The organism is Fulvivirga sedimenti (assembly GCF_020328055.1).
Genome location: NZ_JAIXNE010000007.1, coordinates 178799 through 200124 on the forward strand (window position 1 = coordinate 178799; position 21326 = coordinate 200124).

12 protein-coding genes are annotated in these 21326 nt (G+C 46.3%); 6 read left to right on the forward strand and 6 right to left on the reverse strand.

The annotated features are described in order from the left end of the window. Positions 1 to 51: 51 nt before the first annotated feature. Complete coding sequence (locus LDX50_RS28670; protein WP_225699740.1) at positions 52 to 2448, reverse strand: glycoside hydrolase family 31 protein; 2397 nt, start codon at positions 2446 to 2448, stop codon at positions 52 to 54. 102 nt (positions 2449 to 2550) lie between these two features. Then, positions 2551 to 3108, reverse strand: coding sequence for a hypothetical protein (locus LDX50_RS28675; RefSeq protein ID WP_225699741.1), 558 nt, complete (start codon positions 3106 to 3108; stop codon positions 2551 to 2553). A 46-nt stretch (positions 3109 to 3154) separates the two neighbouring features. Here LDX50_RS28675 and LDX50_RS28680 point away from each other — a divergent pair, with 46 nt between their 5' ends. The 6 genes from LDX50_RS28680 to LDX50_RS28705 all read left to right on the forward strand — a co-directional run bounded on the left by LDX50_RS28680 (position 3155) and on the right by LDX50_RS28705 (position 9531). Beyond that, positions 3155 to 4057 (forward strand): histone deacetylase family protein, encoded by a 903-nt coding sequence (locus LDX50_RS28680; RefSeq protein WP_225699742.1) that lies wholly within the window; start codon positions 3155 to 3157, stop codon positions 4055 to 4057. 47 nt (positions 4058 to 4104) lie between these two features. Further along, on the forward strand, positions 4105 to 6384 hold the full coding sequence (gene ligD, locus LDX50_RS28685; RefSeq protein ID WP_225699743.1) for a non-homologous end-joining DNA ligase: 2280 nt from the start codon (positions 4105 to 4107) through the stop codon (positions 6382 to 6384). A gap of 91 nt (positions 6385 to 6475) precedes the next feature. Continuing rightward, positions 6476 to 7318, forward strand: a complete 843-nt coding sequence (gene ku, locus LDX50_RS28690; RefSeq protein ID WP_225699744.1) for a non-homologous end joining protein Ku — start codon at positions 6476 to 6478, stop codon at positions 7316 to 7318. 3 nt (positions 7319 to 7321) lie between these two features. Next, entirely contained in the window at positions 7322 to 7948 is a 627-nt protein-coding gene (locus tag LDX50_RS28695) for a tetratricopeptide repeat protein (RefSeq protein WP_225699745.1), read from the forward strand. Further along, a complete protein-coding gene (locus LDX50_RS28700) occupies positions 7941 to 8216 on the forward strand; it encodes a hypothetical protein (RefSeq protein WP_225699746.1) in 276 nt (91 codons plus the stop codon). The genes LDX50_RS28695 and LDX50_RS28700 overlap by 8 nt, the downstream gene beginning before the upstream one ends. Before the next feature lie 298 nt (positions 8217 to 8514). Further along, the gene (locus LDX50_RS28705) at positions 8515 to 9531 is read left to right on the forward strand and encodes a DUF697 domain-containing protein (protein ID WP_225699747.1); all 1017 of its coding nucleotides are present in this window, start codon (positions 8515 to 8517) and stop codon (positions 9529 to 9531) included. Here LDX50_RS28705 and LDX50_RS28710 read toward each other — a convergent pair whose 3' ends face one another. The 4 genes from LDX50_RS28710 to LDX50_RS28725 all read right to left on the reverse strand — a co-directional run bounded on the left by LDX50_RS28710 (position 9532) and on the right by LDX50_RS28725 (position 21206). Next, positions 9532 to 10473: a PorP/SprF family type IX secretion system membrane protein gene (locus LDX50_RS28710; protein ID WP_225699748.1), complete on the reverse strand. Its 942-nt coding sequence runs from the start codon at positions 10471 to 10473 to the stop codon at positions 9532 to 9534. A gap of 12 nt (positions 10474 to 10485) precedes the next feature. Beyond that, complete coding sequence (locus tag LDX50_RS28715) at positions 10486 to 16620, reverse strand: T9SS type B sorting domain-containing protein (RefSeq protein ID WP_225699749.1); 6135 nt, start codon at positions 16618 to 16620, stop codon at positions 10486 to 10488. An 88-nt stretch (positions 16621 to 16708) separates the two neighbouring features. Then, a complete protein-coding gene (locus LDX50_RS28720; RefSeq protein WP_275951761.1) occupies positions 16709 to 19876 on the reverse strand; it encodes an FG-GAP-like repeat-containing protein in 3168 nt (1055 codons plus the stop codon). Between the two features lie 16 nt (positions 19877 to 19892). Further along, the gene (locus tag LDX50_RS28725) at positions 19893 to 21206 is read right to left on the reverse strand and encodes a PorP/SprF family type IX secretion system membrane protein (RefSeq protein ID WP_225699750.1); all 1314 of its coding nucleotides are present in this window, start codon (positions 21204 to 21206) and stop codon (positions 19893 to 19895) included. Positions 21207 to 21326 lie beyond the last annotated feature (120 nt).

Sequence of the window (21326 nt, forward strand, 5' to 3'; positions counted from 1 at the left end):
TTATGACACCATAAAACATGAAAAAATCCTTGTTAGAAAACAGGAAATGGACTATCCGTTGATTTTTATCGTAATCTGGTCCTTTTTGTTTTTGAAATCCACCACCTGAACGCCCTTTACAGTTAGCGAGTGATCAAGCGCTTTGTTGAGCGGATCGAAGCTGGGTACAGGGTCTACGAATGCGTAATCCTTGCTGCTGACCGACTGTTGCTTTCCGTCGATATAAACGCGGCTTTTGCCGAAACCATGCAAACAAAGGCGGAGGTTCTTGAATTTTGTGCCATACGAACCTTCCTGTTTCTGAATTGTCAGAGTTTTCTCTTTATTATTCCACTGGACCAGTCGCTTGCAGTATTTACCCTTCTCGAATTGATATGACTCTCCATCATCTTCATAAAATGTGAACTCAGCATCCTTACGGCCTTTATAAACGTGCCACTCGACTGTCGTGCCCAGTTCACCACTGTGGGATCCCGCATCAGGGCAGAATGGAATCAATGCTCCGCTCTTTACAAATACTGGAAGTTTATTGATGGTACACTCAATGAAATGAGCCTGGCCGCCTGCATATTTTTTATCAGTAAGCAAGTCATACCAGTCGGACCCGGCAGGTAGATAAACTTTGGCAATTTTTGTCTGGCTGTCGATTGGGGCAACCAAAATACTGTCACCGAAAAGGAACTGGTTTTCAAACTGAGGATCGTATACGTGATCATCATGGCTGTAATCAATTGCCAATGAACGCGAAACCGGCATACCATTGATCGTTGCTTCATAAAACATGCTGTACAGGTACATCAGGAGTTTATACCGAAGCGTGATATAATTTTTGGATACGGCTTCCACTTCCTCCCCAAATGCCCACGGTTCGGAATCCCGGCTGTTCACCATGGAATGTCCGCGGAAGAACGGGCTGAAAGCACCCGCCTGGATCCATCTGGCAAAAAGATGTTCGCTCGCATTACCAGCAAAACCGCCGACATCATATCCGGCATACGCGACACCGGTAAGGCCGAGGCTGTTAACCAGCCGTATGCCGAGCAGCATATGCTCATCGGTTGCCACGTTATCACCTGTCCAGACCGCTGCATAGCGCTGAATTCCGCTATAGGAAGAACGGGTCAGGTTAAAAGGACGTTTGCCCATCAGCTCTTTGGTAGCCTCGAAGGTACTGCGTGCCATTTGCAGACCGAAAATATTTCGTCCTTTTCGGGCCGTCGCCGGATTGCCGTCGAAATTAAATTCGATATTTTCAGGCAGTTTGTGGCCCCAGGTTGCAATTTCGTTCATGTCATTCCAGTATCCTTCCACACCGATGTTGACATACGCAGGAAGCTGATCTTTCCACCATGCCCTCGCACGCGGATTCGAAAAATCAGGGAAATGACACCAGCCTGGCCATACTTCACCCGTATAATAGGAGCCATCCGGATATTTAATGAAAATATCTTCGTCTTTGCCGCTTTCATAGGCATCATATCCTTTTTCCACCTTGATCCCGGGATCGCACATCAGTACAATGTGAAATCCCTGCTCCTTTAATTCCCTGATCATTCCTTCGGGATCGGGGAAGCGCTCCTTGTCCCAGGTATAAATCTTGTATTCATCCATATAGTGGATGTCAAGGACGATAGCATCTGCCGGAATTTCCTTGTCTCGGAACGTTTTGGCGACCGTGGTTACTTCATGATCGGGGTAATAGCTGTACCGGCATTGCTGATAACCCAGTCCCCAAAGTGGCGGCATGCTCATGCGGCCCGTTAGCCAGGTATATTCGCGCAGGATGTCACGAACACCATTCCCGTAAAAGAAATAATAATTCAGATCGCCTGCATCTGCGGCAATACTTGAAAAACGATTATTTGACGCCCCAAAGTTGATGAATGACTTATGAGAATTGTCAAGAAAGATGCCGTAGCTGAGCCCATGGTGAAGGCCGATATAAAATGGGAGGGAAGAATAGATTGGGTCTGTACCCGGACCATAGGCAAAGGTGTCGGTGTTCCAATGCTCATAACCATGGCCGCGGCGGTTCAGGGGTCCGGTTTTTTCTCCCAGTCCGATGAATCGTTCACCTTCCTGCATTGTTTTGTAATTGGTGAATTGTTCGCCGATCCAGGATATTCCAAGTCCCTTCTCATCTTCATTGATAACATTGCCGCGATTGTTGCGGAAACTTATGCGGCCATCCTTCTTTGTAATTTCAGCCACGACAGCTCCAGTGCTCAGTGTGAGCTTTGCCTTTTCATCCTTCAGCTTCCATGCACATTTCTCGGGATCGGAGATGACGGCATAGGAATGATCGTCAAACTCATCCCTTGTGAAATGAACTCGTATTATATATGGGTTGTAGACAGTAATTCTGAATTGGGCATTTTCGGTTTTGCCAGAGATACCAAATTCAGTCTGATTAAATTCCAGAATTTTGCCAATGGGTTTACTAAGCATATTGCTGTATGGTTCGGATTCAAATAAGAGGTGAAAATACTAATAATATCAGGGTTTGATGAATTCAAGGGCTAAAAAATATACCGAAAACGATTGCAGAGATTACTGATGGAGGTCTTTCAGTTCAGATTCGATTTCTTCCCGCCGATCTTTGAGGATTTCCAACGTGATCTTTTTGGCCAGTTCCATATTCATTTCCAATGGCAGGTCTGAATTGTTCATGAATGTCATCGCCGTTTGCAGCCGCTCCTGATTAAACCGTTCCTTAAATGCGTTTCTGAAAGTCTCAGGTTTATCCACCTTGTGCCCAAGGTATTGAACGATGATGTCAAAGGCCTGATCGGGGTCGGTCACATCCTTTTCCTGGAACTTCTGAATAACAGGTACAACTTCACTGGCCCTGGTATCTTTAACCAGCTCTATCAGATCATCATAGCTGAGCTGATGCTCGTTGAGAACCACGGGTAATTCCCGAATGTCATCGTCGATACGTTCCCTGACGTTTTCGAATGCAGGTTCAAGTTTTTTTGGAATGAATGACGGTAATTCACCTTTTTCAATGGAGTCTGCCACCATTCTAGGGATAAAATAGTTATATGATAGCCAAAAAAGAATGGAAAGAAAGAACACGAGGAATAGAACTGACCGGATAAATTTCATCGGATTTTATTAACAATACAGATTCAAGCTGGTTATTTGCATCGGAATGTTAAAGATAGCATGGACATCGGAGTATTGCCACCCATTACCGGCGAACCACCGGTTTCCGATGGAAAAATATGAATTGATTCCCGATCAGCTGCTTCATGAAGGCACGATCGCCTCAGCAAATATTTTTCATCCGGAGCCGCTGGATGAGCGTCATATTCTTACTACGCATGACGCCGGGTACTGGCAAAAGCTTCGAACACTTTCCTTAACGCGTTCAGAGGAGCGACGGACAGGGTTTCCGCTCTCAGCATCGTTGGTAAGGAGAGAACGGATAATTGCACAGGGTACGATTGATTGTGCCCTATTTGCACTTCAATACGGCGTTTCCATGAATATTGCCGGCGGAACACATCATGCATTTACCAACCGCGGTGAAGGATTTTGCCTGTTGAATGACATTGCCCTGGCTGCAAACTATCTTCTGATTAATGAGCTCGCCTCGAAAATTCTGGTGGTGGACCTGGATGTACATCAGGGAAACGGCACGGCCGAGATATTTCAGATTACAGAATCGGTATTTACATTCAGCATGCATGGCGCGAAAAACTATCCATATCAGAAACAGAAGAGTGATCTTGATATTGAACTGGCAGATCGAACAGGAGATGACGAATATCTAACTATTTTGAAATCGAATTTGCCCCGAATTCTGAATTCCTTTGAGCCGGATTTTATCTTCTTTCAATCCGGCGTGGATGTGCTTGCTACTGATAAATTGGGAAGGTTGGGTTTATCGATCAACGGCTGCAGGGAACGTGACCGCTATGTTCTTGAAATATGCAAAACCAATGAAGTTCCGGTAGTGGCTGTCATGGGTGGTGGGTATTCGCCTGAAATAAGGCAGATTATAGAAGCCCATGCCAATACCTTCAGGGAAGCGCAGGAGCTCTTTTTTTAGATTCCAGGCTCAGTTTACATCATGATTTTACGTAACTTCTGTCGTCTATGGCAGATAAGCAAACGTATGTGCAAGCGGGGAAACATTCGTTGCCCATTTCAAACCTGGAAAAAATTCTGTTTCCCGGATCCGGGATAACAAAAGCGGAAGTTATTGAATACTATTTTCAGGTCGCACCGTACTTTCTTCAGCATAGCAAAGGACGTCCCTTGTCGGTCATTCGTTTTCCCGATGGCATTGAAGGAGAACGTTTTTTTCAGAAGGATATTCCGAAATGGGCTCCGGAATGGATCCATACGGTAAAGTTCGGTAAGGAAAGTAAAAAAAATTATGTAGTCGCAGACGATGCCGCTACGCTCGTGTGGCTGGCAAACCTCGCCAGCCTGGAAATACACCAGATGCATTTTCGGGATCCTAAACTGGGCATACCCGATTATATCGCCTATGATCTCGACCCGGCGCCGGATACTGATTTTGAAGAGATCCGGCACCTTGCGGCTGAATTAGCCGACATGCTCAGGGAGTATGGCTATCATCCATTCCTGAAGACTTCCGGATCCCGCGGTCTCCATATTTTTACTCCCGTTCACCCGGTCTATACGACCGATCAATGTTTTGAAGCAGCAAAAGCCATTGCCACTGCCTTTATAAAGTCAAATCAAACGGCAACACTTAACCTACGCAGGGAAAGCCGGAAGGGGCGTACACTGGTGGATATTTACCGCAACAGGAACGGGCAAACAATCGTCGCGCCCTACAGTCTTCGTGCTTTAGAGGGCGCACCGGTTTCGATGCCGCTACATTGGGAAGGGCTCGATACGTTGTCTTCATCGCAGGAATTTGATATCAGTTCCGCAATTGATCACCTGAAAAAAGAGGGTGATGCATGGGAGGGAATCTTTTCGTATGCCGTACCACTTCACACGGATAAAACGGCTACCGCAGCATCAGTTCAATTACCGATTAACCGAAAAAATAAAACGGCGAGTCAATTGAAAGAATATGGACGGAAACGAAATTTTTCAGAAACACCGGAGCCATTGCCCGACCTCAAGCCGGGTAATGATCTTTCATTTGTGATCCACAGGCACAATGCCTCCCGACTGCATTACGACCTGCGTCTGGAAGAAGGCGGCGTATTGAAAAGCTGGGCGCTTCCAAAAGGCCTTCCTGAGCGCCCCGGCATCAAGCGCCTGGCCATTGCGACCGAGGATCATCCTATTGAGTATCTTAACTTTCAGGGAGATATTCCGAAGGAGGAATATGGTGGAGGGAGGATGTGGATTTTTAGCAGGGGTATGTATGAGATTTTTAAACGAAAAAAGAACGGTTTTTATTTCAGATTGCACGCCCCCCATCATAACGCAGAATACCGGATGCACCTGATGAAGGAAAACCAATGGCTCCTGGAGCGGGTGGATGAACCTTCCGGTGACTGGGTACTGAACCCTCCCTCGCCGATGCTGGCTGAACAACGTAAGACGGTGCCGGTAAACGGGGATTACATCTATGAACTCAAATGGGATGGAATCAGGGCACTCTTTTGCTGGGATGAAAATGGCATGAAAATCTACAGCCGATCCGGGAGGGAGATTACGGAAAATTTTCCGGAACTGAATATTCACCAGTTCCATGGCTATAACGGTGTTTTCGATGCGGAGATCGTATGCCTTGACCAGGAAGGAAAACCGGACTTCAGGAAGGTAATATCCCGGATGCATAGCAGGCGCAGGCAGAAAAACGCCTATGCCTATGTTTTTGACCTTATTTACCTGGATGGGCGGCAGATTCATAAGGAACCGCTATGGAAACGCAGGGCCTGGCTGAAGGAAACACTCCTGAAAAGCGATCCGCACTTCCGTTACAGCGAGGATGAAGAGGATGGAAAGGCCTTTTTCAAAGCCGTAAAAGAACAACAACTGGAAGGAATTATAGCGAAGGTGAGGCATAGTGAATATAGCCCGGGCAAGCGATCTGCCAACTGGCTGAAGATCAAGGTGAGGGACACCTCTGAGGTGTTTGTTATTGGCTACACGAAAGTGGATGACAAAGCCATTTTCGGGGCACTGCATATTGCCGAATGGGTAGACGGATCGTACATATACCGGGGAAAAGTGGGAACGGGATTCACCCATAAGATAATGAAGGAAGTCCGCTCACAGTTGCATGAAGTAAATGAACCTGAGGCTGACAATATTGAAAACCTCCCGAAAAGCAGGCCGGACGATGTATGGGTGAAGCCTGAAATAATGGTAGAGATCCGCTATGCATCAATCACCGGGAAAGGTATTTTCAGAGAGCCTGTATACGTAGGAAAAAATAAATAACAACTTGAAATATAGTTATTTACCGAATTTTTATAATTTGTCACTTTAAGTTTAAACGCGGTACCATTTTTTTGCGTAAATTATAATTATTATGCGGGCAATCTGGAAAGGACACATTCGGTTTTCATTGGTTACGATCCCCATTCGGATATACAGTGCCATTGATACTGAAAAGACAATCAGCTTCAATCAGCTTTCTAAGGAGCATCATAACCCGGTGAAATATGATAAGCAGGACAAGGTGACGGGAGAATCCTTGTCGACAAATGACATTGTTAAGGGCTATCAATATGAACCAGGGCACTACGTGATCATAGAGCAGGAGGATCTGGATAACATCAAGATTAAAAGCTCCAAGGTGATTGAAATTGAGGGGTTTGTTGAGGAAAGTGAGATCCATCCCATGCTTTATGATCAGCCTTATTTTATTGGACCAGATGGTGATGTTGCGGCAAAAACTTACGGACTCCTCATGAAGACCCTTGAGAAATCAAAAAAGATCGGTGTGGGCCGGGTTGTTCTGCGTGATCGGGAGAGCCTTGTTCTTTTACGTCCGTACCAGGAAGGAATGGTTCTGTATAAGCTGCGAAATCCACGGGAGATTCGGGACATTTCTGATGTTCCTAAAATCGATGAGGTAGATTCATCCGACAAGGATCAGTTGAAAATGGCAATGACGCTGGTAGATTCAATGACCAAAAAATTTGCCGATATTAACACGACCGATCATTATTACGAAGCATTGCGATCCATGATCGACGCTAAGATTGAAGGAAAGGAGATTGTCACCTACAATGAAGAGGAGCCTGAAGTTGTGGATATCATGACTGCATTAAAAGAGAGCATTGCCAGGGCGAAGTCGGAAAAGAAACCTATGAGAAAGGCAGGTTCGAAGACAGCCGCAGAAAAAACAAAAAGAAAGACAGGAAGTTAATACATGCCAGCCAGAATCATACAGTTTCCGGGACAGTCCCCCAATAAGCACGGCTTCAGGAAAGCCCGGCGGAAAAAGCGGGTGAACCTGGAGGATTTTGGTCAGCTGAACATGTTTAATACTGCTCGCGAGGCAAGAATCATTGCGTTCGATGACGAGGTTAAACCCTTCGAAAAAGCAATGATGCTCGAAGAGGCTGGAGACATTAAGGAGGCGTTGCGGTATTATGAGAAGGCATTGAAGATCGCTCAGCACACGGCCGATGCCTATTGTAATATGGGTATACTTTCTACAGAATTGGAAAAAACGCGGGAAGCATTGAATTATTTCACCCTTGCGCTTGCAGATCAGCCTCGTCACCTGGAGGCGCATTATAATATTGCCAACCTCTATGCCGATCTGGGTAATCTTGATTTGGCAAGGCTGCATTATGAGATGGCCATTCAGATTGAACCGTCGTTTGCCAGCACGTATTATAACTTGGCGCTACTGTTCATGGATATGGGAGATATGAACGCTGCCGAACAGCGATTAATGGAATTCAGGTCCATCGCCGATACCGAAGATAAAGTGAGAGCAGGTGAATTGCTTGAAGAAATTCGAAAACTTAATATTGGAAATTATGAGTAATGATGAGAAAAACTGGTCAGATGCTTTACTGCAAGCACATTTTAAGTCATTGAATCAGGCGTGGAGCGACCGGAATTCCGTCATGCTTTTGCTGTCTGAAATTCGCGACTATCTCAATAGCGGGCCACTCAAGAATGACACGAATGCGCAGGAGCTGGTCCTCAGGATTGAAACTTTTACCAAGAGCGCAGCCACTCGTGTTGATCGCCAGCCTATGAAAACTGCCGGTAAAAAGCCAGGTACCGATCAGCAGCGTAATGCGGTCTGATTAGTTATTAAGGCGGAATGAAGTTGGTTTCAACGTGCTGCTAACAGGATGCAGGGGTCGCTGGATTTATTTAATCATCGGCTGCATCTATTTGTGGTTGCTGGATTCTCCATACCGCTCTATCTTCTGATTCCCGCTTCCCGCTTCGGTTTTGACCACCTTACTTTCTGTTTCCCTAACCTTCCAGGTTTTTCGACGACTTGCCCAAACCACGGGAAATTCTGATTTCCGATTAATTTAATCCTGATTATAAGTAAATTAAAAGGAACTAAAATCGCCAAAAATTGGTCCTTTTGATATGATGAAGACGCTAAAAAAGTTTGCCTGGACGTTGGGGCTGGGAATTTTCATTGTGTTTATCCTGCTGGCTGTTAACCAGCTGATCGCACTGTATGCAAACCTAAGTTCGATAAATCCGGTATTAGCCGGAGTTGTAACAGGACTCATTTCCGTTATTTTACTGGCGGCATTCATCACGCCGGTAATTATTCTTATCCGGCTTCCTGCCGCGGTGGATTTTCCGGATAATCCGGGTGAGGTTGAGGCTTATCGTAATGAGCTAAGAAAACGACTTTCCAAAAATAAGCACGTGAAGGAGGCAGGTTTTGATGTCAGAAAGGACGAAGATTATGCGAAGGCGCTGGTGATGCTGGATGGTAAAGCGCGTGATGTCATTAAAAATACGGCAGGAAGTGTTTTTCTAACCACTGCCATTTCTCAAAACGGAAAACTGGATGCGCTTACCGTTATGGTAACTCAGACACGGATGGTGTGGCAGGTGGCTCATATTTACTGGCAGCGGCCGTCATTGCGGGATATGGCCACATTGTACGGTAATGTAGGAGCCACAGCACTGCTGGCATCCGAAATTGAGGATATGGATATTTCTCGTCAGATCGAGCCCATTGTGAGTTCCCTTGTGAATAGTCCGGGCCGCTCCATTCCCATCGTGGGTCATGCTGCCCATATCATCACAGATTCCTTGCTGGAGGGGTCAACGAATGCTTTCTTAACACTGCGTGTGGGAATTGTCGCCATGAAATATTGCGGCAAGGCCGAGGTAATGGATCGGAAATTTTTACGCCGCAACTCCTTCGTTGAGGCGTCGATCATGCTGCGGTCCCTGGTGGTATCCTCCAGTGGAAAGGTAATCGCGGGCGTTATGAAGGCAATGAAGGATGCAGGAAAACGAAGTGTTCTTTCCGGTATAGGAGCCATAGGAAAGGCTACTGATAAGTTAACCTCTGGTGTGGCAGATGCTGTAAAGTCTGTAACAGGAAAGAGAAAGGCACAAAAGCCTCCTGCAATCGAATAGTTAGTGCTCGTAGAAAGACGGACATTCCACGTTACCATGGAATTTTCGAATTCTAAACCTGTAATTCAGCATGAATTCATGACTTCCTTTTGAGAATTGATTCAGATCAGATTGAGTCCAGTCATATGAATATCCGAAGTGGAACTGATCACTCAGTTTCAGGCTCATGTAGGTGATGATGGCATCAATGTTTCGATAGGAGGCACCGATACTGAATACTTCATTCAGAATAAAATCCAGATTCATGTCCATACTCAGGGGCTGGCCTTCCTGTGCCCGTACAAGTACAGAGGGATGTATAATGGCAGTGCCCTGTGGGTTAAGATTTATAAAAGCACCTCCGTGCAGGTAATAGTATCTTGCCTCGCGGAGTTCAGTAATGAAACTTTCCAGGTTGCTGGAAATGCTTGTATTAAGAATGAATGGAACCGAGAATCCGGCATAAAACTTTTTGCTGTCATAATACATACCCGCGCCAAAATTCGGACGGATCTTATTACTGAAGCTGATGAATGATGCATCGTTCAGGTCATTCAGGTTCAGATCACTGTAATCTGCAGATACCAGGTTAAATCCGGCCTGTAGGCCCATTGAAAGCGTACCTGTAGGCATCCTCAGCCGGTAGGCATAATGACCATACATACTTGTATTGCTGTAACTTCCGATCTTGTCATTGGTAATAATCGCCCCAATGCCCACCGAAGGTATTCCAAGCGTGCTATGCATCGTCAGTGAAGTCGTTCTGGGTGCGCCGTCGAGGTTAACCCATTGATTCCGGTACATAACAGTGGCACTGAATTGCACATGACTGCCTGCATACGCCGGGTTAATCACCAGCGGATTGAACAGGTACTGGGAGTATACCGGGTACTGCTGTGCTTCTGTTCTGAACGAAGTAAAAAATAAGAACAGACCAATCAAAAAAATGAGTATACGTTTCATGTTAATTCTTCATCACTGTACAATTTCCAGATAGCCGGCAATAGGCTTGCTACCGTCACGCTTATCAATCACATAATAATATGTACCGTCGGGCAGGCTCAGACCCATCAGGCTTATTCCCCTGTTCGAGGTGCCATCGAAATACTTGGTCGCATTATCATAGCCTTCCATTTCATAAACCAGCGTTCCCGCGCGGTTAAAGATTTTCACAAGGTTCTGCGGATAATCTGTAATACATCCGATCCTGAAGAAATCGTTGCGGTTATCTCCGTTTCTGGAAACACCGTTGAATGCTTCAATTTCGGGAACCAGCTCAATGGTAGTCGTCGTTGAACATCCAAGATGTGATGTTACTGTGACTTCATAGATTCCGGCAGGTACCTCACTCAGGTTTGGACCATAGTATACGGTTCCATTTTCCGCAGTCCAGGTAATTTCGCGGATCTCCACATCATTGAGCATGATGAGTTTGGCAAAACCATTGTCGTTATCGCACGTTGGCGATGTAATTTCAAAATCAATTTCAGGATATGACAGAAGTTCCAGCACTTCTACAGTTGCGGGTCCGACAATACAACCGGTATTCCGGTTGATGGCACGAACCGTGTAGAAACCTGCATCCACGCCGGCCCAGATTTCTCCGGTGAAATCAGGAGTAGGTTTGATATCCTGTCCCATATACCACTCGAAGATATAATCCTGCGTGTTCCCTTCAACAGATGCCACCACGATTCCATTGGGTTCCTCACAACTGGTGGCATGCGCCAGAACGACAGGAGTAGGATCCGGAAGGTTGGCAATGTTTTCTTCGATTTGAAGGGTTCCTTCCGTGGTACAACCTGTTATATTATCAATAACGCGTACTGTATATAACAAGGCCTTCATGCCGAAGAACTCACTACCTGTATAAACTGGTGCGGCAGTCAGGTCTGTGCCTTCATACCATTCAAAAGTATAGCCTACAAATTCACCGTTTACGGTGGCACGTCCAACGCCATCAGCTAGAGAATCCACGCAGGCCGTATTCGGGGCAAGTGCTTCCAGCATCAGTTCAGGATAAATAAGCTCTTCCATTACAGATACCAGTGTATCTGCAGAACAAAACGCATCCAGATTGTCTACCGCAGTTACGGTATAGTCTCCCATGGGTACTCCGGCAACGTCTCTTCCCGTGCCGGTGAAACCATTCGGACCAGTCCAGTTATAGGTGTAATTGTTAAAACCTCCGCTGGTGATGGTTGCGAAAAGTGTTCCGTCAGGATTTGCTGGATCACATATGGTAACAGGCGTAGCAGTGGCGGTGATGTTCACAGGTACCACTTCACGCTCCATGGCATAGATTACATTATCCCGACACTGGTTATCCCTGTTGATCACCTCCACGAAGTAGGATTTAGTGTCCGTAATGAAGTTCGCATTAACCGATAAGTCATTCAGACGTGTCTGATTTGCACCTGCGGCGATTATAGCGCCAGTGGCACCATCTTCACGCCAGGTGATATCGTACCCGGAAGCACTGTTTCCATCGATTGTGATTTCAAGGAAACCTGTGAGGTTGGCCGTTTGAAGACACCTCGTAGGGTTTTCAAAATCAGCAATCTGGATTGTAGGATTGTTGATCGTAAGATCTTCTATTATGAACTCAGCAGTTGTTCCGCAATTCGTCGCGGCGTCAGCTGCGGTAACATAATAGGTGCCGGGAGCAAGGTTGTTCACGGAAGGGCCGGATCCCACGACGGACCCATTGATGTCGGTCCAGGTTAACGTGTATCCGCCAACAGGAACTCCTTCGTCCATAACCTGTGCTGTAGCACTGCCGTCTGTCAGGTTGCCCATCATATCACATGAAGTGATATTCACTGGTGTAACATCGATCGAAAGGATCGGCGCGTCATCTATGATGTTCACGGCGATCAGTGTGGTACATCCCTGTGCATTCGTAACTTCAGCTGTATAAACACCGCCTTTAAGCTGGTTTGCACGTTCGCCGTTGTTTGCCACAACTCCTACATTGGTGCCCAGCACCGGAGCCGTAGTAATGTTTTGTCCCTCATACCAGGTAATCGTATAATTGGCCGGATTTGCGCCTCCATCTATATCGATTTCAGCAAAACCGTTAAACGTACCACCGGTACATGCGGTGTTGTTACCTTGCGCATTGATAGCCAGGACGGGTCCTGTGGCAACATTCATGATTTCCACGGTAACCGGAATTGAACGACAGTCGTTGAAACCGGGCAGTGAATTGATTGCTACTACGGTATATTCTCCACCAGCAAGTGTGTTAACACTCGAGTAATTGGTTTGTCCGCTTACACCATTAATCGTTGCGATAGGGGTGCCTGTTGAATTGGAACCCTCATATATTTCAAGGAAGAAGCCGGCCTCATCAAGGCCTTTAGTATCAAGTACAATGTCAAGACTTCCGTTTTCCGGTGTACAATTAGTATTGTCATTCGGTGTTACCGCTACAGTGTGCAGGTCGACAAATTCAAGAATAAAACTTTCTACGGATGAACATCCTGACGCCGGATCTGTCGCTACAACGGAATAAACACCGGCTCCGATTCCGTCTAATACATCAGAAAATGCATTATTTACAGTTTTGATCGGAGGATTGGCAAAAGGAGCCCTTCCAACATACCATTCAAGGGTGAATCCCTGGGTATTTCCGGGTTGATTTACCTGTACTTCAAGACTTCCTGTACTGTTACAATCTGAAGGAGGCACTTCGTTCACCTTTACCTGAGATATGGAAATTGCAGGTGTATTGTTGTTAATGGTGACAGTCTGTGCAGCAGCCACTTCACAACCAGTGATCTGGTTGATGGCAAAGACCGTATATACACCAGGTCCGACACCTGTAAGGATATTTCCCTGCTCGGCGTAGTCGGGGCTGGCTTTTACCTGGTTCCCATCATACCAGAAAAAGATGAAGTCGGAAATATTTCCAGCACTTACAGAAGCGGTCACGGAGCCGTTATCCGGCACACATGTCGTCGCGTCGGTCGCAGCCGCAGCAAGCGTGGGAATAACCACGTTGTTCACCACGGTCGTTTGAGCCGTGGCAAAACAGCCTGTAGCAATGTCAGTTAATTTTACAGTATAAACTCCCTGGGCCAGACCGCTCAGTGTTTGACCTTCGCCCGCTTTGTTAGCGGCAAGGGTATTCTGACCGCTAAACCATTCAACGAGGTAATCAGCCGGGTCACCAGCAAAGGTCACTGTAACTGAACCATTATTATTGTTCGGATCGCATGATGTCTGAGCTGTCGCCGCAACCCCGTCAATTACCGGAGGAACGGTCTGTTCGATAACAAAAGTTGAATCGAATGTACATTTCTTGCTTTTATCTGTAACACGAACCGTGTAGGTGCCTGCTGCCAGATTATTCACCGTGCTGCCGGTAAAATCAGCGCTGGGTTTCACCCCGGGGCCAATATACCAATCAAAGAAATAGTTATTAGTATTGCCCATGACGTCGGCAGAAACACTGCCTGAATTCGCATCAGAACAAACGATATCCGTGATGGCAAGATTAGGTTCAGGGCGGACAGAAAGATCCGGAACTTCTTCTGAGACAACGAAGGTACAGCCGGTTTGCTTATCTGTTACCAGTACGGTGTAAACGATAGGCTCAAGATCTGCTGCCACATGGGATTTACTGATGATTATACCGCCCCCCACAGTATTACCCACATACCATTCATAGGTGAATTTACCGACGGGCTCTCCTCCGTTAACAACAACGCGTAATTTACCATTTGGCTTTTTACAGTCGTCGTATGGCTTTTCAATTACGATTTCAGCATTTAAATCTGCGATTTGCTGACCTACTGTAACTTCAGCAGGGTCAGACGAACAGTTGGCAGTCTTGTGCGTGGCAATCACCGTATAGGTTCCTGCTTCCAGACCGGAATATACCGCACCCGTGAAGTTGGCCGGTCCGCTTGTATCCGTTCCGTTCCACCATTCGAAAATATAATCCGTGGTTTCTTCCTGGTTTCCTACAAGTCTGTATGCCCGGGCCGAACCGTTCGCCGGCACGGCATTCCCCACACAGGTAAAGTTATCCGTAGATTCTACTTCAACCTGGAAAGGACCCGGAGTAATCGTGGCATTCACCACATTATTTGCATAGTCACATTCCGAAAAATTCGTGTTTGGAAGCGCAATTGGAGTAGGGATGGATGAACCATCGTCATTTAAAACAATAAACAATTCAAAATTCGAACCAGGTCCTGTTACCATCAGATCCGTAACATCAAAAACATCTCCCGGATCGAAGTTATTGAGTGTAAAATATTGTGTACCAAGCCATATGGCATTTGCCGCCAGGGGGTCACCGTTATAGAATGAAACAGGCAGGTTTCCGGAAAGACTGGCATCACCGATATTTTGAATCTGGAATGAAACGTTGAAATCACGTTCCGGGCAGATCGGATTAGATACAGCCAGTGATCCGTCTACGAATGCCAGGTCAGGAGCTACGTAAGTAGGACATCCTTCTGAATTGAGGAAAGGTGACTGATTCAGGAAAGTATTTAACGGACGATTCGGACCTTGCGTACAGCTACCCACTGACCATACCAGGTGATGCTTCTGCATTTCCTGCGGAATAGTGAGGTCGTCATTAACGTTGACGTTAAAGTAACCGTGCTGGTTCCAAACCCGGCGAGCAGGTACCCATGGCTGTGAATTGGATTTAAAAATCCTGATGTGAGAGTATTGTGAATAATTAAGACTACAGAAATTATTCCATGCATCTGCATCATCAAACCCGCAAGGAACGCATATTTCCGTTGATCCGTCTGCATCCACATCGGCTACGATAGGATATTCACGGTTTGTTCGTGAAATACAACGTTGCTGGTTATAGATCGATCCATTTTCACCGTTGATGATGTAGATGTATTGCTCATCCCGGTAAACCACTTCCGATTTTCCATCACCATTAAAGTCAAAAAGCGTACAGCCGGTGTAGCCCGACGTTTCTTCGTTGATAATAACCCGCCAGAATAAATTGAAATTCTCATCCAGTGCGTACAGATAACGCCCGGATACAAAGGACGCGTTGAGGTTGCCATCGCCATCAAGGTCGGCAATGTTTACCCGTCCGGTTCCGTTTACCCATCCATTCGTATAATAATTTTGCGGACCGCCACCCTGACAGGAAAGGCTTAGATTCAGGTTGGGAATCGGGTCAATAAAGGTACGCACCTGGTTATTTTGTACATCCCAGAAAAATACGGTGGTATTCTGGTTTCTGCCATTTTCAGATCCTACCGCAATTACATCCAGGAATCCGTCCTGGTTATAATCGGCAATACTGGTAGCGTCATTGTTGCTTCTGCGGAAGTAGTTGGGTATCCGGTCTATTTCTGTGAGTGTGCCGCCGGCAAGATTCACATCATAGAGAATTCCTCCCAGAACCAGTTCGAGGTCGCCATCGCCGGTTAAATCGGCTGCTACAGGTCCGGCATTTACATCACCCCAGTTATTGCCGGCAATCAGAACAGCGCCGGTTGCAGCATCACGTATTTCATTTCGCAGGTATAGTTCAACCTGACCATCCCGGTTAAAATCAGCCAGTCCGTAGTTTCCGGGATCACCCTGTACCTCGACTCTCCAGAGCTCATTCAGCTGACAGTCATAGGAGATGATCCAGTTTCGGTTATTTTTATAGCCCCAGAAGAAAATTTCAGCACAATTGTCATCATTTATGTTGGCAATTGCAGCTTCCCAGCGAGGATCGTAATCTACATTTCTTTGGAATTTGACCGTACCGTCATTTCCATTTAATATATAGATTCGGTCATTATATCGGTTATTACTGATTATTTCAGGTATTCCATCACGATCAAGATCTCCAATCGCAATACGCCCCAAATGGTTTGTTGTCTCATTTGGGGTTGAAAAATCCAGCGTCATAGTAAAGTCTGGAAACTCAGTAGGAGGGGCCTCGCAATTCGCATCGTTACCCACATAGCTGCCGTCACACAAGGAATTTAGTGCACAATCCGGATCAAAACAATCAATAAATCCGTCACCGTCATCATCAATTCCATTGTCACAAATTTCCTGCGCCTGTGCGAACAAAGACACAGAAAAAAACAGCACAAAGAGGAAATATTTCAGCTTAAACATAGAATACGAATTTATGGTCTGGTCTTGTTCTTAATACAGGTAATAATATTGATGTAACATTAGATGTAAGATATGAATGGTGATTTGGTCAATTACGAAGCATTGTGACGGTCCCTGACTTTACAATGTTGTTTCCATTGCACCGGATGATGTAATAATAGGCGCCGTCCGGTAATATTTTTCCACCTGAAGTTCCATCCCAATTATTTTGGTACGGCATGGCTTCGAAAACCCGGTTTCCAGTCTGGTCATATATTTCAACAGCACATTCGGGATAGTCCAGAATTCCCTCTATTTCCCATGTCGGATTAATCATATCTCCATCATTTGGTGAGAAAAAGTTTTTAGGCCGCAAACTTTCGCCGATCAAATCTCCATTTACACGTACCAGGATTTCGGCGGAGGCCTGGCAACCGGTGTCAGTCTGTCCTGTAACCTGGAAGAGGGTAGAGGTCTCTACAATTGCGACAGGATTTGCGATAGTGGCGTCATCCAGAAACTCAGCAGGTGTCCAGCTGTACGTTGTCAAACCCGTAACAGAGAGATTAACCGGTTCTCCGGGAGGTACTGCAGGCGGATCTGCAGAGATCACCACATTCGGTAGACCGTTTACTGTCACCGTCGTGCTGGCCGTTCCCTGGCACCCGGAATTATCCCTGACGGTTACAGAATAGGTTCCGGTTGTGGTTACTTCACGCGTTGGATTGGTTGATCCGTCATCCCAGAGATAAAAATTGAAAGTGCCAATGGGCTGCAGCACTACACTTTCACCCTCGCAGATGACTACATCTGTCTGATTCATTAAAACATCGAGACCGTCGGCAACGGTAACCTGTTTGCTGATGATGTCCTGGCAGGTTGCAGTTCCATAATTAACTGTCAGCGTTACGGTATAGGTATTCTGAGACGAATATGCGTGCTGAGGAGATGCCAGGGTTGAGGTGTTTCCATCCCCAAAGTCCCATAAATATGAAGCAGTTCCGGTGATGGTGGAATTGTCGGTGAAGGTAATCTGACTTCCAACGCAAACAGTGGAAGGGGCGAGGAAGTCTGCTACCGGAGGCGCCACAAAATTAAGTCGGATTGTTTCAGTTGAAATGGTCGGACAGCCACTTACAATATCATTGATTTCTGCATAATAATTTCCGCTTGCTGTAGCATTCAGCGTTGACGAGGTGGCGCCTGCAATCGGACCATTGTCATCAAACCACTGGTAGTTAAAGCCAGCGGCTGCGGGTGAGATTTCGATCACAGCCGTTTCTCCCTGGCAGAAGCTCGTATTTCCCGACTGCGTCGATGCAAAGAAGGCGGGGGCGGGCGTTACTTCTACAACTACACTGGTGGACTGCAAAAGACAATCACCTGAATAGATATCAAGGTTATATTTACCGGCATTGATATTTCTGAAATCCGGAATGTTCACATTAATGCCACTTGCCGTGAATCCGTTGGGTCCCGACCAAACATATTCTGTGGCTCCAATATCATTGGAAGACAGGTTCAGGGTCTGGCCTGCACAGATTGGTGAATTTGCCGTAATAATGGCAGTTGGCAGGGCAGCGCCGTTTTTTACGGTTACAGGTACGGCTGCCGAAGTACTTGTACATCCGTCGGCTTCCGTTACTGCAACGGTGTAATCTCCTGTTGCATCTGCATCTATGACATTGCTGTTGGCTCCCGCGATGGGTGATCCGTCAAGAAGCCATTGGTAGGTTGCGCCCGGAATACACTGAACTTGCAGGGCCTGTGTATTTCCTGTACACAACGTGAACGGTCCGACCGGATCAATTACCGGCTGGTAGCAGCGCCTGTTAAGCATGATGGATATGCGCGAAGCTGGAATAGCGTTTGCCTGATCGTCTACACTTGAAAAAATCAGGTCTGGCTTACCATCCCCGTTGATATCCCCGATTTGAATGTTACGGTTAATAAAGGTTGCATTTATGGGACGATGGTTAAATGATCCATTACCCTGCCCCTGCATGACGGAGACGGCTAACGAACTGCCTGTTGAAGCAATGGCAAAATCAACATCACCGTTTCCGTCTAGATCACCGCCGGCAATTCCCCATGGTCGGAGCGAGGTGGAGACCAGGCCCCCATTAGCAAAGGACGGGGTGGCGCCAACGGTTGTGTTGGCAAATCGAGACATGGAGTTTTCGGTAAACTGGGTGCCGGCAAAGTCTGTTTTGCCATCTTTATTAATATCAGCGGAAACCACGTTAAACAAAGCACCAGCGGCTGTATAGGAATTGAAAAATGAAAAGTTAAAATTATTTGGAGAACTGGTATTGGTGGCTACAAAATAACCGCCATTTCCGTTGAGAAACTGGGTTACCAGGATATCCGGCCGGCGATCGTCATTGAAATCATCCAGAATTAAGCCTGATGTACTGGTCGCACCGGATACATTAAGTGTTCTGAATGCAGGATCAAGTGAAACGGCTCCGTTGCTTGTATTACGAACAATGTAGACGCTTGGCTTACTCTGGTCGGTCACTACAATATCAGGGCGGCCGTCAAAATCCATGTCCCTTATTCCAACGCGTTTGGTTGCACTGCCTGTGATGGTATAATTAAGAGGTGTGAAGCTAAGCGAACCGAGGGTACTGTTATTCTGAAGGATAAACAAGCGCGAGCCATCATCACCTTCGGAAAAGACGATCTCAGGTTTCGCGTCACCATTAAGGTCGCCGCACGCAATGTTCAATGTGCGGGCATTTAAATTCACGGTGATGCGTGTGAAACTTAAAGCGCCAACGGTACTATTATTTTTCAGGATATCAACGGTATTGGCCCCGGAGCTTGATCCGATAATTTCTGAGCGCCCGTCACCATCAAGGTCACACAGGCATACATCAAACAGCCCCGAACTTACCTGCAGGTCGGTCTGAGGTGAAAAATCAGCGGCTGAAATCCCCGTATTACCTCCAAAGCTTGGCAGGAATTTTTTCGGTGAATAGCCAATTTTTCGACCTGTGGGGTTGATTACTGAAATATGATCGAAGGTTGCGCCTGTCGGGACTTCCACTTCAATAAGCTGATCACTGGCACTGATGACACTGCCTTGTACGGCTCCGAAAAATACTTTGGCGCCGGATTCGAAGTTATAACCTGTGATACTGATAGTCTGACAGGCATATCCCTGCAAGGGATCAACATTGCTGATAAAAGGAACCAGCTGTGCGTTGAGGTTTGCAGACAGGGAAACCATCCAGACTATGCCGATAAATGCCAACTTGTTAATATATGTCATACATGTTTTCATTTCGCTATTCCAGGTCAATGGTAAGTATCATTACACTTCGGTACTTTGTGAGCTTATAAACAGCCTGTTCCTGTTCTTTTGCTTCTTTCTGTTTCAGGGTTTCATATGTATATACATAGTAGTTCTTGTCGGCCTTATTATAGAAGATGTTCGTATAGAGCTCCTTTTCTGCCAGGCGCCGCACGAAATTGTCAGCTGAGTTGAAATCCTTGAATGACTTCACCACTACATAGTATTTCTTTTTACTGGCCACTTTTCCTTCCATGCTGTCTTTACCCTCATCAATATCTTCTGAAGAGAAGCGGGCCGAACGTTCCTGAGGCTTGCTAACCGTCTTGATGACCGGTTCGGCAATCACATGTTCCTTGCGTTCACCAAAACGAATCCTGAGGTTGACTTCATGGGTGCCGTTGGTAAATCCGGATACCTGCTGCGAAGCAGGTTCATAAGCGTAACCAAGTGAAAGATTGCCGAAATTAAATCCCACCATCCCCGTGAGTCCGTAATTGAGCCTGTAGGAGCCACCCACCCACATGTGCTCACCCAGGTCAAGCTTGAGCATGGCCTCAATGCGTTCGTCAATGAGCTGGGAATAGCGGTAAATCAGGTAAAACTGTAAAGGAGCATAGGTGCCTTCAATGTTCACGCGTTTCTGTGCGCCCTTCACCTTTTTTGTCACAATCTTTTTACCATATTGCTTACGGTAATAGGCAGTAACAAAAATTTCCTCGAAGGGGGAGAACTGTGTATTCTTGAAATTCTGATCAAATGTAAATTCCTGGTTGAACAGCCGCGGAAGACTTACACCCAGGTTAAACCCGCTGCCTGAGTTCAGCACAAAGCCTGCATTCGCGGCAGGCTGCATGTTATTGTTCAGAAAGTCTACAAGTACGGGATCATCAGGATCGTCAATGGCATTCATATCCACCCCATTGGTGGTGACCCCTGCCGATATCCCGAAGCTGAAGGTTGTCGTTTTGGTAAGGTACAAGCGGTAGGCAAAAGTAGCCATGATGTCCTGGGTTGTGATCAGGCCCCGATCGTAACTTCTGAGATAGATTCCGAGGTTTCCTGAACGACTGTTGAATGGCAGCTCAAATGTGAGGGTCGAAACCACAGGAGCACCGTCAATTCCACGCCACTGCTGCCGGTGGTTCAGATGCAGCGTTGTATAGCCTTCACTGCCTGCCTCAGCCGGATTGTAGAGGTATGGATTGATGAAATAATGGTTATAAACCGGTACCTGCTGACACAGGGCAACCGGTCCGATAGCCATCATTAGCACAAGGGTTACTATTCGTGTTAAAAAATTATCCATGGTGGATATTGCCATTCAGTGGCAAAAAATTATTATACTGCAACCGTAACGAGGTTTCAATATACAAACCGCTTATATAATAAGGCCGACGATGTAATAGAATCGTTCTTCTTTCATTTT

Coding starts and splice junctions, on each gene's coding strand:
- LDX50_RS28670 (WP_225699740.1), bottom strand. CDS start 2,448: ATGCTTAGTAAACCCATTGGCAAAATTCTGGAATTTAATCAGACTGAA.
- LDX50_RS28675 (WP_225699741.1), bottom strand. CDS start 3,108: ATGAAATTTATCCGGTCAGTTCTATTCCTCGTGTTCTTTCTTTCCATT.
- LDX50_RS28680 (WP_225699742.1), top strand. CDS start 3,155: ATGTTAAAGATAGCATGGACATCGGAGTATTGCCACCCATTACCGGCG.
- ligD (WP_225699743.1), top strand. CDS start 4,105: ATGGCAGATAAGCAAACGTATGTGCAAGCGGGGAAACATTCGTTGCCC.
- ku (WP_225699744.1), top strand. CDS start 6,476: ATGCGGGCAATCTGGAAAGGACACATTCGGTTTTCATTGGTTACGATC.
- LDX50_RS28695 (WP_225699745.1), top strand. CDS start 7,322: ATGCCAGCCAGAATCATACAGTTTCCGGGACAGTCCCCCAATAAGCAC.
- LDX50_RS28700 (WP_225699746.1), top strand. CDS start 7,941: ATGAGTAATGATGAGAAAAACTGGTCAGATGCTTTACTGCAAGCACAT.
- LDX50_RS28705 (WP_225699747.1), top strand. CDS start 8,515: ATGATGAAGACGCTAAAAAAGTTTGCCTGGACGTTGGGGCTGGGAATT.
- LDX50_RS28710 (WP_225699748.1), bottom strand. CDS start 10,473: ATGAAACGTATACTCATTTTTTTGATTGGTCTGTTCTTATTTTTTACT.
- LDX50_RS28715 (WP_225699749.1), bottom strand. CDS start 16,620: ATGTTTAAGCTGAAATATTTCCTCTTTGTGCTGTTTTTTTCTGTGTCT.
- LDX50_RS28720 (WP_275951761.1), bottom strand. CDS start 19,876: ATGACATATATTAACAAGTTGGCATTTATCGGCATAGTCTGGATGGTT.
- LDX50_RS28725 (WP_225699750.1), bottom strand. CDS start 21,206: ATGGATAATTTTTTAACACGAATAGTAACCCTTGTGCTAATGATGGCT.